Origin of the sequence: Novosphingobium sp. fls2-241-R2A-195, from assembly GCF_030209485.1 — a bacterium.
Lineage (GTDB): Bacteria > Pseudomonadota > Alphaproteobacteria > Sphingomonadales > Sphingomonadaceae > Novosphingobium > Novosphingobium resinovorum.
On record NZ_JARVRY010000004.1, the window covers coordinates 323,241 to 336,408 of the forward strand.

A 13,168-nucleotide genomic window follows, 5' to 3' on the forward strand; every position below is an offset into this window, starting at 1 on the left:
CCTTGCGGCAGGATACGGCCGCCAAACATGTTCCGTGTAAAGGAGCCTTCGGGTTGCAACCTTCCATTCGGCATCTTGCCCTCGCCTCCGCCCTCGCGCTCGCCACCGTGACCACCGCCGGGTGCGGCGGGCCGTCGGCGCAGCAGCAGCAGGCCGTCGAGGTCGGGGTGGTCACGCTGAAAGCGCAGCCGGTCACCGTATCGACCTCGCTCTCGGGCCGCACCGCCGCGACCGCCGTCGCCGAAGTGCGTCCGCAGGTCGACGGGATCATCCAGACCCGCCTTTTCACCGAGGGTTCGGTGGTGAAGGCCGGGCAGCCACTCTACCAGATCGACGCGAGGCTCTACAAAGCCACGCTCGATACCTCGCGCGCGCAGCTCGAGAACGCGCAGGCGACGCTCTACAGCGCGCAGGCCAAGGCGCGCCGCTACGGCACGCTGGGCGAAACGGACGCGGTGAGCGCGCAGGACCGCGACGAGACCATCGCCTCCGCTCGCGCTGCCACCGCCTCGGTGCACCAGTACCAGGCGGCGATCCGCACGGCGCAGGTCAACCTCGGCTTCACAAAGGTTTATGCGCCGATCACCGGACGCATCGGCCGCTCCGCCTTCACGCAGGGCGCGCTGGTCACCTCCGGGCAGTCTGATGCGCTGGCGACGATCCAGCAACTCGACCCGATCTTCGTCGACATCACCCAGTCTTCCTCCGACCTGCTGAAACTGCGCAAGAGCCTGGCCAAAGGCACCATCATGCCCGGCAGCACCGCAGTCACGCTGACGCTGGAGGACGGGACGCAGTATCCGCAGCAGGGCACCGTAGAATTCAACGAGGTCAACGTCGATCCCGAGGCGGGCACCGTCACCCTGCGCGCGAAGTTCCCCAACCCTGACGGGCTCCTGATGCCGGGCATGTTCGTCAAGGTCGATACGCCGCAAGGCGTGGTGCGCAGCGCCATCCTCGCGCCGCAGCAGGGCATCACCCGCGATGCCAAGGGCAACGGCGTCGCCCTCGTCGTGAATGCGCAGGGCAAGGTGGAGCAGCGCTCGGTCGTGGTCGGACAGGCGATCGGCGACAAGTGGCTGATCTCCAGCGGCCTCAAGGCAGGCGACCGCCTGATCGTCGAAGGCACCGACAAGACGCGCGCCGGCGCGACGGTCAAGGCCGTGACCGCGAAGCTGGACCAGTAATCCCATGAGCATGAGCCGCTACTTCATCGACCGGCCGATCTTCGCCTGGGTCATCGCCATCGTCGTGATGATGGCCGGGATCGGCGGGATCATGAGCCTGCCCGTGTCCCAGTACCCGGACGTCGCCCCGCCTTCGGTCTCGATCAGCGCCACCTACCCCGGTGCATCCGCGCAGACGCTGGAGAACTCAGTCACGCAGGTGATCGAACAGCAGCTGACCGGCATCGACAACCTGCTCTACTTCTCGTCGAGTTCCGACAGTTCGGGCTCCGCCTCGGTCACTGCGACCTTCGAGAAGGGCACCGACCCCGACGTCGCGCAAGTGCAGGTGCAGAACAAGGTGCAGCAGGCCAACTCGCGTCTGCCCACGCAGGTTCAGCAGCAGGGCCTGACCGTCACCAAGTCCGGTTCGGACATGCTGATGGTCGTCGCACTCTATGACGAAAGCGACAGGACTTCGTCGAGCGACGTCGCCGACTATCTCGTTTCGAATTTCCAGGACGACCTTGCCCGCGTCAACGGCGTGGGCGGCGTGCGCGTGCTCGGCTCGCAATATGCCATGCGCATCTGGCTCGACCCCGCGAAGATGCAGGGACGCCAGCTGATCCCTTCCGACGTCGAGAGCGCCCTCACCGCACAGAACGTCGACCTTTCGGCGGGCCAGCTCGGCGCGCAGCCGCTGGCGAAGGGTCAGCAACTCAACGCCGTCGTCAAGGCGAAGTCACGCCTGCAGACGCCCGATCAATTCCGCGCCATCGTCGTCAAGACGCTGACCGACGGTTCGGTGGTGCGCCTGTCGGACGTCGCCACGGTCGAGATGGGCCAGGAAAGCTACACCGTGAACGGCCGCATGAATGGCCATCCGGGCGCCGGTATCGGCATCGAACTGGCTTCCGGGGCTGACGCGCTCAAGACGGTCGCCGCCGTCAAGGAGCGGGTCGCCGAACTGTCGCAAAGCCTGCCCGACGGCTACAAGATCGCTTTCCCGCGCGACACCAGCGACTTCGTCAAGCTGTCGATCAAGGAAGTGATCGAAACGCTGCTGATCGCTGTCGTCCTCGTCGTGTTGGTGATGTACGCCTTCCTGCAAAGCTGGCGCGCGACGCTGGTGCCGGCCATCGCGGTGCCGGTCGTGCTGCTCGGCACTTTCGGCATCCTCGCGGTGCTCGGCTACTCGATCAACACGTTGACGCTGTTCGCGATGGTGCTCGCCATCGGACTGCTGGTCGACGACGCCATCGTCGTCGTCGAGAACGTCGAGCGCCTTATGCACGAACAGAAGCTGAGCCCCTATTACGCCACCGTGCAGTCGATGGAGGAGATCGGCTCCGCCCTCGTCGGCATCGCGCTGGTGCTCTCGGCGGTGCTGTTGCCGATGGCGTTCTTCGGCGGCTCCACCGGCGTGATCTACCGCCAGTTCTCCATCACCATCGTCTCGGCCATGGGACTCTCGGTGCTCACCGCGCTGATCCTGTCTCCGGCGCTCTGCTCGATGATGCTCAAGCCCAAGGCCGAGGAAGAGCATGAGACCCGCGAGCCCGCGCCGGGCCTGCGAGGCCTGCCGCTGCGGACGAAGCGCGCGCTCGACCGTATGTTCGGCCGCTTCAACGACTGGTTCGAGCGCATGACCGGCCGCTACGTCGCGGTGACCGAGCGTGCGATCGCGCGGCGACGCTGGTGGCTCGTCGGCTATGGCGCGGTGATCCTTGCGATCATCGTACTGTTCGTGCGGCTGCCCTCCGGCTTCCTGCCGACCGAGGACCAGGGGCAAGTCATGGTCGCCTATCAGTTGCCTGCAGGCGCCACCGCCGAACGCACCGACAAGGTGCGCAAGGAGATCGAGCAGGCCTTCGCTTCCGAAGGCCATAACATCCGCGTGCTGTTCGCCATCGCCGGTTTCAGCTTCTCGGGCTCGGGCCAGAATGCAGGCATGGGCTTCGCCAGCCTTGCGCCGTTCGATGAACGCACGGCATCCAGCCAGAACGCATCCGCGATCAGCGGGCGCCTGATGGGCAAGCTGTCGAAGATCCGCGACGCGCAGGTCTTCGTCATGACCCCGCCGTCGATCCAGGGTCTCGGCCAGTCGAACGGCTTCACGTTCCAGCTGCTGAACTCCTCGAACATGGACCACGACAAGTTCGTCACCCTGCGCGACAAGCTGATCGCGGCCGCGAACCATGACCCAAAGCTCTCGCAAGTCCGCGCCTCCAGTCTTCCCGACACGCCGCAGTTCGACATCACTTTCGACGACGCCAAGCTGTCGGTCCTCGGCCTCAGCGTGGACAACGCGACGGATACACTGAGCACCGCATGGGGCGGCACTTACGTCAACGACTTCATCGACCGGGGCCGCGTCAAGAAGGTCTACCTGCAGGGTCAGGCGGATTCCCGCATGCTGCCGAGCGACCTCGACAAGTGGTTCGTCCGCTCGACGTCCGCGACCAATGCCGACGGCACCAGCAAGATGGTCCCCTTCTCCGCCTTCACGACGATGAAGTGGGAGACCGGCCCGAACGGCCTGTCGCGCTTCAATGGCCGCTCCTCGTACCAGATCGAGGGCAGTGCCGGATCGGGCTACAGTTCGGGCGACGCGATGAAGGAAATGGTGGCGCTGCAACAGAAGCTAGCGCCGGGCACCAGCTATGCCTGGAGCGGCCTGTCGTATCAGCAGAATCAGTCGAGCGGGCAGGCTCTTTATCTTTACATCCTGTCGGTCGCGGTCGTGTTCCTGTGCCTCGCCGCGCTCTACGAAAGCTGGTCGGTCCCGCTGGCGGTGCTGCTGGTGATCCCGCTCGGCGTTATCGGCGCGGTGATCTGCGTGGCGGCGCGTGGTCTTGAGAACGACATCTACTTCCAGGTCGGCCTGCTCACCACGATCGGCCTCGCGGCGAAGAATGCGATCCTGATCGTCGAGTTCGCCGAGACCGCGCGGCGCGAGGGACGCGACATGCTCCACGCCGCACTGGAAGCGGCACGGGTCCGCCTGCGACCGATCATGATGACCTCGATCGCGTTCATGGCGGGCGTCGTGCCGCTCGCCATCGCCACCGGAGCGGGCGCGCAAGGGCGCATCGCCATCGGCACGGCCGTGTTCGGCGGCATGTTGACCGCGACCGCACTCGCCATCTTCTACGTGCCGATGTTCTTCATCATCGTCGCCCGGGTGTTCCACCGCAAGGACGCGACCACGACGCCCGCCCATACCATGGACCACGCATGATGCGCCCCTTCCTGATCTCCACGATGGCGCTGGCCGTGGCCCTGTCCGGCTGCAACATGGCGCCCAAGTACGTCAGCCCCGAAGCCGCCGCGCCCGCGCAGTGGCCGCAGGGCGCAGCCTATGAGCCGCTACAGTCGGGCGAGGCCGGGATGCCATGGCGCACGCTCTTCGCCGATCCGCGCCTGCAGGCCGTGATCGAGCGTGCACTCGCCAACAACCAGGACTTGCAGGCGAGCCTCGCCAACGTCGCCTCGGCCAGGGCGCAATACCGTGTCGAGCGTTCGTACCAGTTGCCGACAGTGGCTGCGGGCACTGACGCCAGCGCGACGCACGGGATGAACTCGACGCAGTTCACCAACCAGAGCTACAGCGCCGACGTCGGTTTCAGCGCGTTCGAACTGGACTTGTTCGGCCGCCTGAAGAACCAGAGCCGGGAGGCGATGGAGACTTACCTCGGCACCGAATCCGGCTATCGCTCGGCGCGGCTGACGCTGGTGGCCAACGTGGCGGCCGCCTACGTCACCCTCGCCTCCGACCGCGACCTTCTGGCGCTCGCTGAGCGGACCCGCGACAGCGGACAGCGCTCGGTCGATCTCACTCGCGCACTGTTCAGGTCCGGGCTGACGAGCGCCAGCGATCTCGCCTCGGCCGAAACGACGCTGGAGCAGGCCAATTCCGACATCGCCGCGCAGACCACGCAAGTCGCGCAGGACCGCAATGCGCTGGAACTGCTGGTCGGCGGGTCGGTGCAGGACGCCGAACTGCCCGCATCGCTGGCGCAGCTCGATACGCGGATCGGCAAGGTGCCTGCGGGCCTTTCGTCCGAAATCCTGCTGCGCCGCCCCGACGTGGTCGAGGCCGAACACAACCTCAAGGGTGCCTACGCCCAGATAGGCGCGGCGCGGGCCGCATTCTTCCCGACGATTTCGCTGACCTCCACCATCGGTCTTGCCAGCACGGCGCTCAGCAGCCTGTTTACCGGCGATGCCTTCAACGTCAGTGGTTCGGGCAGCGCGAGCCTTCCGCTGCTGGGCGGCACCAACAAGGGCAACCTCGAATACGCCAGGGCGCAGCGCGAATACTACCTCGCGACCTATCGCTCCACGGTGCAGTCGGCATTCAAGGACGTCGCCGATGCGCTCGCCCGGCGCGGGACGATCACGACGCAGCGCACCGCGCAGGACCGCCTCGTCGCCGCCGGGCAGAAGAGTTATGATCTCGCCGATGCACAGTACCGGGCGGGGACCGACACCTTCCTCAACGCGCTGGTCGCCCAGCGTTCGCTTTATGCTTACCAGCAGACGCGCATTTCCACGGTGCTGGCCGATCTGACCAACCGCATCACGATGTACAGCGCGATCGGCGCGGATGAGAGCCTCGCCGCGCCGACTTCGTAAGGTATTGTCCTCCCTGTCGCACAGCGATGGGGAGGATTCAGTTCACACCAGTTCCTTGAGCGGTACACCTGCGTCGGCGAGGCGCTCCACGTCAGGCGTGGCGCCCGCCTCAACCAGCTTGCGGCCCTGCACGTAGTCCTTGACCATGTTCACACAGTCCAGCGCCACGACCTTGCCCTGCTTGAGATAGACCACCGAGAAGCTGCGCCCCTCGACGTCGCCGCGCGTCACCGTCTGGTCGAAGCCCATGTTGATCCCGGCCGTCTGCAGCTTGAGATCATACTGGTTCGACCAGAACCACGGAAACGCCTTGTACGGCTTCTCGTCCCCGCAGATCGCCTTGGCCACGCACGTCGCCATGTCGTTGGCGTTCTGCACCGATTCCACCCGCATCACCGTGCCGCCTGCATAATCGCAGGCAAACGCCGCGCAGTCGCCGATCGCGTAGACGTCCGGCAGCGAGGTGCGGCAGAACTCGTCCACGTCCACGCCGTTCGCGCCCGAGGCGCCCGCCAGGATCAGCGGGCCGACGGCGGGCACGATGCCGATGCCGACGATCACCGCCTCGGCGGGGATGACCTCGCCATCGACCAGCTTCACGCCGGTGACACGATGCCCGTCGCCCTCGAGACATTCGACCGCAACGCCGGTGCGCAGGTCCACCCCGTGATCGCGGTGTTCCTTCTGGTAGAATTCGGACAGTTCCTCACCCGCGACGCGCGCCAGCACGCGCGGCAGGGCTTCGAGCAGGACCACGTTCAGCCCCATCTTCGACAGCACCGCCGCTGCCTCCAGCCCGATGTAACCGCCGCCGATGACGACGATGTTCTTCGTGCCCGCATCGACCTCGGCCATCAGCGTGTCGCAGTCCTCGCGGGTGCGCACCGCGTGGACGCCCGCAAGCTCGGCGCCGCCGCACGAGAGGCGGCGCGGATCGCCGCCTGTCGCCCAGACCAGCTTGCCGTAGCCGAATGTCGTGCCGTTCGAGAGCGTCAGTTCCTTCGCCTCGGCGTCCACCTTGGTGACTTCGGTGGAGAGCCTGAAGGTCACCTCCTTGTCGGCCCAGAACGTCGGCGGGCGGATATAGAGGCGGTCGAAGGTCTTCTCCCGCGCAAAGTATTCCTTCGAGAGCGGCGGCCGCTCGTAAGGATGCTCCGGCTCGCGGCCGATGACGGTGATGGTTCCCGCGAACCCGTTCTGGCGCAGGGCAAGCGCGCACTGCGCTCCCCCATGTCCCGCTCCCACGATGACGACGTCTGGTTTTTCCATGGGCTCAGTCCTGGAGGAAGGCGATCATGCCTGAGGCCAGTTCGGCGGGAGCCTCCAGCGGTGCAAGGTGTGCAGCCTCGAGCGACAGATGCGCAGCGCCGGGGATGCGGGCAAGCAAATATTCGCCATGCCCCTCGAACGGCGTCGAGGTATCGCGCGTGCCGGTTACCACCAGAGTGGGCGCGGCGATGCCGGAGATACGCTCGGCCAGATCCATGTCGCGGATCGCCGCCCCGCAGCCCGCGTAGCCTTGCGCGCTCATGCCGACCAACTGGCGGCGCACGGCCTCATAGATCGCGGGTTCGGCCGTGTCCGACAGAAAACGCCCCATCGCAAGGTCGGCGATGGCGGCCATCCCCTCACCGCGCACTTTCGCGATACGGTCGTTCCACGAAGCGCTGTCCATCGTGGCGGACGTGCAGATGGGGATGAGCTTCTCGACGCGCTCGGGTGCGGCGAGGGCCAGTTCCATCGCGATCATCCCGCCCAGCGACACGCCCGCGACGCTGAAGCGCGCAAAACCTGCGGCCTCCGCTACTGCAAGCACATCGGCGGCCAGCACCGCCATCGAAAAATCACCCGGATCAGCAATTGACGCACCATGGCCGCGGGCGTCGATCCGCAGCAGCGCGAAGCGGTCGCGCAGGAACGGCAGCACCGCGTCCCACAAATCCATATCGGTGCCGATGGAGTTGAGCAGCACCAGCGCAGGCGCGTCGTCACGCCCGTCGCGCTTCCAGTAGAGGCTGGCGCCTGCAGCTTGAGTGAAAGGCATAGATCAGTCCTCAGGTGCGATGGTGACACGCAGGCCGTCGAGCGCCGGGGTCATGGCGATCAGGCAGGACAAGCGCGAGAAGTTGGTGCGATAGGCACCGATGGCGGTTTCGTCGCCCGAGCGGGTGACGGCGATCAGTCTGGGCACCTATCCATGTCCTGTGAAGCTGGCATCAGCCGATATCGCCACCAGCCACCGGCAGGACCGATCCGGTCACGTAGCTGGCCTCGTCCGAGGCGAGGAAGAGGATCGGCGCGATCTGTTCCTCCAGCGTGCCGTAGCGTTTCATGAACGCCGACGACGTGACTTGCTCCACCGCCTCGGCCATCCAGGCCTGCTCCTGCGCGTTGTCGCCCTCGGCATTGCGGGCGACGCGGCGCGCGGGCGCGCTGGTGCCGCCGGGCGCGGTCGCGACGACGCGGATGCCGGCTTCGGCATATTCCATGGCGAGCGCCTGCGTCATGCCGTTGATCCCGCCCTTCGCCGCCGAATAGGGCACCCGGCGAATACCACGCGTGGCGTTGGACGAGAGGTTGACGATCGTACCCGCGCCCTGCCCCAGCATGATGGGCAGCACCGCGTGGCAACAGTAGAGCGTCGGCATCAGCGAGCGGCGGATTTCCGCATCGATCTGCGCGGGCTCGAACTCGGCATAAGGACGCATGCGGATCGCGCCGCCGACGTTGTTGACGAGAATGTCGATGCGCCCGAACGCCGCTACGGCCGCCGCCATCGCCTCGGCTGCGCCCTCGTAGGTTTCAAGGTCGCATTGCACCGAGACGGCCTTGCCGCCGTCCGCGACGATGGCCTGCTCCACTTCGGTGACGAAGTCGGCCCGGTCGACGAGGACGACGCTTGCGCCCTCCGCCGCCGCGCGGGTGGCCACACCCGCCCCGATACCCTGTGCGGCACCTGTCACGACCATGACCTTGCCTGCGAACCGTCCTGCGAAGATCACTGCAACCTCCTCAGACGTGGTAGACGTCGATGACCTGATGAATATAGTCGTCCTTGAGGACGATCTTCTTCTTCAGGATCTTCGGGGCGTCTCCAGCCGCATCCAGCGTCAGGAAGGTGGTTCCGAAAAACTGCTGCGTCTGCTGGTAGCGGTGGCTGAGCGTGTGCCAGTTATAGCGCAGGTCGATCGCACCTTCGCGCGTCTCCAGCACCTCGACATTGGCGATGAAGTGCGAGGTGCGCGCTTCAGGCGTGCTGGCCGACGAACGCTCGGTGTTCAGGCGGTAGACCCGGTCCTCGAGCCCCTTGCGGTTGCCGTAGTAGATCAGCGAGATCTCGGTCTGCGGGTTCGTGGTCAGCGCATCGTCGTCGGTCCACGCGGGCATCCAGTACTCGGCGTCCTGCGAATAGCATTCCAGCCATTCGTCGAACTCGCGGTCGTCGAGCAGACGCGCCTCGCGGTAGAGGAACGCGCAGATCTCGGCATAGGACAGCGCGGCGGCAGTGTTTTCCAGAACGAGGGTCATTCCGCAGCCTCCAGCATCGGTTCGGCGTCCTTCGCCATGCCGTCGAGCATGATCTGCGCCCAGAACTCGTGCTGGCGCACGAAGAGGCCCTCGTCCTCGCTGCGCTCGCTGGAGAGCAGCGGGTTCATGCCCATGGCCTTCGCATTGGCATCGGGACCATGGACCCAGCGCGTAGCGCCGCGGCTGAGGTCGTTCCACAGTTCGCCCGCGCCTTCATAGGCGGACTGGCAGCTGCGGAATTCCTCGAGGTCGTCGGGCGTGCCCATGCCGGTGACGTTGAAGAAATCCTCGTACTGGCGGATGCGGTGGGCACGATCTTCGGCACTCTCGCCCTTGGGCGCATAGCAGTAGATCGTGACCTCGGTGGTATGGACGTCGATCGGACGCACCACACGGATTTGGGTGGAGAACTGGTCCATCAGGAACACGTTGGGATAGAGCGCCAGATTGCGCGTCTGTTCGAGGATGAACTTCGCCTTGTCCTCGCCGAGCCTTGCGTCCAGCACCGCCTTGTGGCTCCAGATCGGGCGCACTTCAGGGTTCAGCACCTGCGTCCAGAGCAGGATATGGCCATGCTCGAAGCCGTAGACGCCGCTTGCCGGCGCCTTCGACCAGCCATTGGCGTCGACCGCCTTGGTTCCGCCCTCCGCGCGGCGGCCCATTGTGGACTGGTAGTTTTCGTGAACGGAGCTGACGTGGTAACCGTCGCAGCCGTTCTCCATCTGCATCTTCCAGTTGCCGTCGAAGGTGTAGGTGGAATTGCCGGTCAGCAGTTCCAGACCCTCGGGCGCCTGATCGACCATCTGGTCGATGATTACCCTGGCCTCGCCGAGATGCTCCGTAAGCGGCAGCACGTCATGGTTCAGCGAGGCAAAGATGAAGCCTCGATAGCTTTCGACGCGGGCGCGCGTCAGGTCGTGCGACCCTTCATGGTTGAAGCTGTCCGGATAGGCGCCGGTGCTGGCATCCTTGGCACGCATCAGCGAGCCGTCGGTCTTGAAGCTCCAGCCGTGGAAGGGGCACACGAAGAGCGGCTGGTTGCCCCGCTTGCGGCGGCACAGCTTGGCGCCGCGATGGGCGCAGGCGTTGACGACGCAGTTGAGGCCGCCATCCTTGGCACGGGTCAGGATCACCGGGGTCCGCCCGATCCAGGTCGTGAAGTAGTCGTTCTTCTTCTCGACCTGGCTCTCATGAGCGACGTAGACCCAGTTGCTCTCGAAGATGTACTTCATCTCGAGTTCGAACAGCGCCGGATCGGTGAAGACGTCGCGGCGGCAGCGGAACAGGCCGGTCTCGGGGTCGTCGACCACGGCGGTCGCAACGCGGCTCATCAGATGTTCGTGCATGATCCTGTCTCCCGTGTTCTGGTCGTCAGACGGTTTCGGCTTCCGGAAGCGCCGTCGCTTCGGCGCGGGTGCGCGCGGAGAAGCACTCGTCGCCCGCGTCGTGGGCGCGCTGCATCTGGAAATCGAACTGGATGTAGGCGCTGTCGCCCTGGCGGCTGGGCACCGGTAGCAGGCCCTCGCGGGTGCCGAAGGCGAAGTCGTCCGCCGCGAAGGGATCGTCGCCGAAGTTGATCTGCGTCGTCAGCGTGCGGTAGCCCGGCGCCTCGATGAAGAAGTGGACGTGTGCCGGACGGTTGCCGTGGCGGCCGAGCGCCTGCATCAGCTTGTCCGTCGCGCCTCCGGGCGGCACCGAGTAACCGCTCGGCTGGTTCGAATGGAACGCATAGCGTCCGTCGTCGGCCAGCCTGATGCGGCGGCGGTTGTTGAACGGGGTCTGTTCACCAGTCGGGTCGAAGTGCGAATACCAGCCCTTCGAGTTCGCATGCCACACGTGGACGATGGCGTCTTTGACCGCCTCGCCCTCGGGTCCGGTCACGGTGCCGGTCATGTGCAGCACGGTGGTGCCCTCGTCGGGGTCGACGCTGAGGTTCACGTTGCCTTCCACCAGCGGTGCACCGGCTACATAGAGGGGACCTTCGATGGTGCGCGGAGTGCCGCCGGTCAGGCCGGCCTCGGCGTCCTTGGCGTCCATGTAGAGATCGAGGAAGTGCTCAAGGCCGGTGCCGGGGACGATCAGGCCGATCTCGGCTGCGCTGTCCGACAGGTACTTCATCGCCAGCCAGAACTCGCTCTCCGAGACGTCATGCCTGACGATGAGTTCCATCACGCTTTCGGTAAGGTCGCGCACGATCGCCTTTAGGCGCGGGCTGCCGCCGCTCTCGTTCACGCCGGCGGCGCGGTCGAGCAACTGCTGGATCTCGGGGGTCTTTACGAAGCTGGTGTCCATTTCATTCTCTCCCGTTGTTCTTAGCCCACGATTCTGGGGCGGAGGCGATCAGCGATCGTCGTCATGGATGGAGGAAGGGTGCCGCGCGAGCGGCGTGATTTTCATTGTCATGAAGGGGTACAGCGGCAGCGCCATCAGCGTTTCGTGCAGCGCCGCGTTGCTCTCGACATCGAAGATCGAGACGTTCGAGTACAAGCCGACCTTGCGCCAGATGTGGCGCCATATTCCTGCGGTCTGGAGCTTCTGGAAGTACGCCTTTTCCTCGGCCTTGATCCGCGCCGCTTCGGCGAGATCGAAGTCCAGGGGAATATTGACGTCCATTTCGACCATGAACAGCATCGGTGTCAGGCTCCTGCAGTGACGGCGTGGAGGGTGGGCGCGGTCCGGTCGCGCCGGAAGAAGGCGAGCTTGTCCTCGTCGAGGTTCACTCCAAGGCCCGGGCCGGGAGGGACCGCCAGCGAAAAGTCAGCGTAACGCAGCGGTTCGGAAAGGATTTCCTCGGTCTGGAGCAACGGACCGAACAGCTCTGTACCCCAGGCGAGTTCGGGAATTGTGGCGAATACGTGTGCCGACGCGGCGGTGCCGATCCCGCCTTCGAGCATGGTGCCGCCATAGAGGCCGATACCCGCAGCCGTACCGATCGCAGCGACTTCGGCCGTGGCGAACAGGCCGCCCGACTGCGCGATCTTGAGCGCGAAGACGCCCGCCGCCCCGGCCGACGCGATCCGCAGCGCGGACCGTGGGCCGTGCAGCGCCTCGTCCGCCATCAGCGGCACCGCCTGGGTCTGCGACAGGCGCGCCATCGCCGTCACGTCGTCGCCGGCGATCGGCTGCTCGACGAGGTCGCAGCCGACCTCCCGCAGCATCGCCATGCCCAGCTTGGCCTGCGCCTCGCTCCAGTTCTGGTTGACGTCAACACGCACGCTGGCGCGATCGCCGAGCGCCTTGCAGATGGCGCCAACGTGAGCGACGTCGTCACGAACGTCGCGCTTGCCGATCTTCAGCTTGAAGATGCGGTGGCGACGCGCCTCCAGCATGGCTTCGCCCTCGGCGATGTCGCGCGCAGTGTCGCCGCTAGCCAGGGTCCAGGCAACCGGCAGACTGTCACGCACCCGGCCACCACCGATCAGTTCCGAAGCAGGAATGCCGAGCCGCTTGCCCGCCATGTCGAGCAGCGCCGTTTCCACCGCGCACTTGGCGAAATGGTTGCCGCGCACGCACTTGGCAATCTTCGCCATGGTCGCGCCGACATGGGCAAGGTCGCAAGTCTCGAGCACCGGTACGATGTAGGTGTCGATCGCGGACTTGATGCTCTCCGGGCTCTCCTCGCCGTAGCTAAGGCCGCCAATCGTGGTGCCCTCGCCGATGCCCTCGACGCCGTCTGCGTCGGTCAGGCGAACGATCACCATCGACTGGGCGTGCATGGTAGCCATGGCCAGTACGTGCGGCCGGATCGTCGGCACATCGACGATGAAGGTATCAGCTCGGCTTAACATAGCCATTGCAGCGAGTCTCCCGAATGCTTAGCTTTCGAGGGATAAATA

At 65.6% G+C, this 13,168-nt stretch carries 12 protein-coding genes; 3 read left to right on the forward strand and 9 right to left on the reverse strand.

Going from position 1 to position 13,168, the window contains the following annotated elements:
* The first annotated feature begins 53 nt into the window (after positions 1-53).
* Genes QRN25_RS04445 through QRN25_RS04455 form a run of 3 tightly spaced genes read left to right on the forward strand, consistent with a single transcriptional unit; the run spans position 54 to position 5,804 of the window.
* A complete protein-coding gene (locus tag QRN25_RS04445; RefSeq protein WP_285017669.1) occupies positions 54-1,187 on the forward strand; it encodes an efflux RND transporter periplasmic adaptor subunit in 1,134 nt (377 codons plus the stop codon).
* A gap of 4 nt (positions 1,188-1,191) precedes the next feature.
* On the forward strand, positions 1,192-4,407 hold the full coding sequence (locus QRN25_RS04450) for an efflux RND transporter permease subunit (protein ID WP_285017670.1): 3,216 nt from the start codon (positions 1,192-1,194) through the stop codon (positions 4,405-4,407).
* A complete protein-coding gene (locus tag QRN25_RS04455) occupies positions 4,407-5,804 on the forward strand; it encodes an efflux transporter outer membrane subunit (protein WP_285017732.1) in 1,398 nt (465 codons plus the stop codon). Before QRN25_RS04450 ends, QRN25_RS04455 begins: the two co-directional genes overlap by 1 nt.
* 42 nt (positions 5,805-5,846) lie before the next feature.
* Here the strand turns inward: QRN25_RS04455 and QRN25_RS04460 are convergent, their stop codons facing one another.
* From QRN25_RS04460 to QRN25_RS04500, 9 genes are read right to left on the reverse strand one after another with little or no spacing between them, the layout of a single operon-like run.
* The gene (locus QRN25_RS04460) at positions 5,847-7,073 is read right to left on the reverse strand and encodes an NAD(P)/FAD-dependent oxidoreductase (protein ID WP_285017672.1); all 1,227 of its coding nucleotides are present in this window, start codon (positions 7,071-7,073) and stop codon (positions 5,847-5,849) included.
* Positions 7,074-7,077: 4 nt separating this feature from the next.
* Positions 7,078-7,848 (reverse strand): alpha/beta fold hydrolase, encoded by a 771-nt coding sequence (locus tag QRN25_RS04465; protein ID WP_285017674.1) that lies wholly within the window; start codon positions 7,846-7,848, stop codon positions 7,078-7,080.
* Between the two features lie 3 nt (positions 7,849-7,851).
* Positions 7,852-7,995 carry a hypothetical protein gene (locus tag QRN25_RS04470; protein ID WP_271182160.1) on the reverse strand — a complete coding sequence of 48 codons (144 nt, stop codon included), beginning with the start codon at positions 7,993-7,995 and terminating at the stop codon, positions 7,852-7,854.
* A 25-nt stretch (positions 7,996-8,020) separates the two neighbouring features.
* Entirely contained in the window at positions 8,021-8,806 is a 786-nt protein-coding gene (benD, locus tag QRN25_RS04475; protein ID WP_271182161.1) for a benzoate diol dehydrogenase BenD, read from the reverse strand.
* A gap of 10 nt (positions 8,807-8,816) precedes the next feature.
* Positions 8,817-9,332 (reverse strand): benzoate 1,2-dioxygenase small subunit, encoded by a 516-nt coding sequence (benB, locus tag QRN25_RS04480; RefSeq protein WP_271182162.1) that lies wholly within the window; start codon positions 9,330-9,332, stop codon positions 8,817-8,819.
* Complete coding sequence (locus QRN25_RS04485; RefSeq protein ID WP_285017677.1) at positions 9,329-10,678, reverse strand: SRPBCC family protein; 1,350 nt, start codon at positions 10,676-10,678, stop codon at positions 9,329-9,331. Before QRN25_RS04485 ends, benB begins: the two co-directional genes overlap by 4 nt.
* Before the next feature lie 25 nt (positions 10,679-10,703).
* The gene (locus tag QRN25_RS04490; protein WP_285017679.1) at positions 10,704-11,624 is read right to left on the reverse strand and encodes a dioxygenase family protein; all 921 of its coding nucleotides are present in this window, start codon (positions 11,622-11,624) and stop codon (positions 10,704-10,706) included.
* 48 nt (positions 11,625-11,672) lie between these two features.
* Entirely contained in the window at positions 11,673-11,963 is a 291-nt protein-coding gene (gene catC / locus QRN25_RS04495; protein ID WP_285017681.1) for a muconolactone Delta-isomerase, read from the reverse strand.
* Between the two features lie 5 nt (positions 11,964-11,968).
* Positions 11,969-13,126, reverse strand: a complete 1,158-nt coding sequence (locus QRN25_RS04500) for a muconate/chloromuconate family cycloisomerase (RefSeq protein WP_285017683.1) — start codon at positions 13,124-13,126, stop codon at positions 11,969-11,971.
* Positions 13,127-13,168: the final 42 nt, after the last annotated feature.

Bases quoted from the DNA above. Each gene is read 5' to 3' on its own strand.
- QRN25_RS04450 (WP_285017670.1), top strand. From the start codon at position 1,192: ATGAGCATGAGCCGCTACTTCATCGACCGGCCGATCTTCGCCTGGGTC.
- QRN25_RS04455 (WP_285017732.1), top strand. From the start codon at position 4,407: ATGCGCCCCTTCCTGATCTCCACGATGGCGCTGGCCGTGGCCCTGTCC.
- QRN25_RS04460 (WP_285017672.1), bottom strand. From the start codon at position 7,073: ATGGAAAAACCAGACGTCGTCATCGTGGGAGCGGGACATGGGGGAGCG.
- QRN25_RS04465 (WP_285017674.1), bottom strand. From the start codon at position 7,848: ATGCCTTTCACTCAAGCTGCAGGCGCCAGCCTCTACTGGAAGCGCGAC.
- benB (WP_271182162.1), bottom strand. From the start codon at position 9,332: ATGACCCTCGTTCTGGAAAACACTGCCGCCGCGCTGTCCTATGCCGAG.
- QRN25_RS04485 (WP_285017677.1), bottom strand. From the start codon at position 10,678: ATGCACGAACATCTGATGAGCCGCGTTGCGACCGCCGTGGTCGACGAC.
- QRN25_RS04490 (WP_285017679.1), bottom strand. From the start codon at position 11,624: ATGGACACCAGCTTCGTAAAGACCCCCGAGATCCAGCAGTTGCTCGAC.
- catC (WP_285017681.1), bottom strand. From the start codon at position 11,963: ATGCTGTTCATGGTCGAAATGGACGTCAATATTCCCCTGGACTTCGAT.
- QRN25_RS04500 (WP_285017683.1), bottom strand. From the start codon at position 13,126: ATGGCTATGTTAAGCCGAGCTGATACCTTCATCGTCGATGTGCCGACG.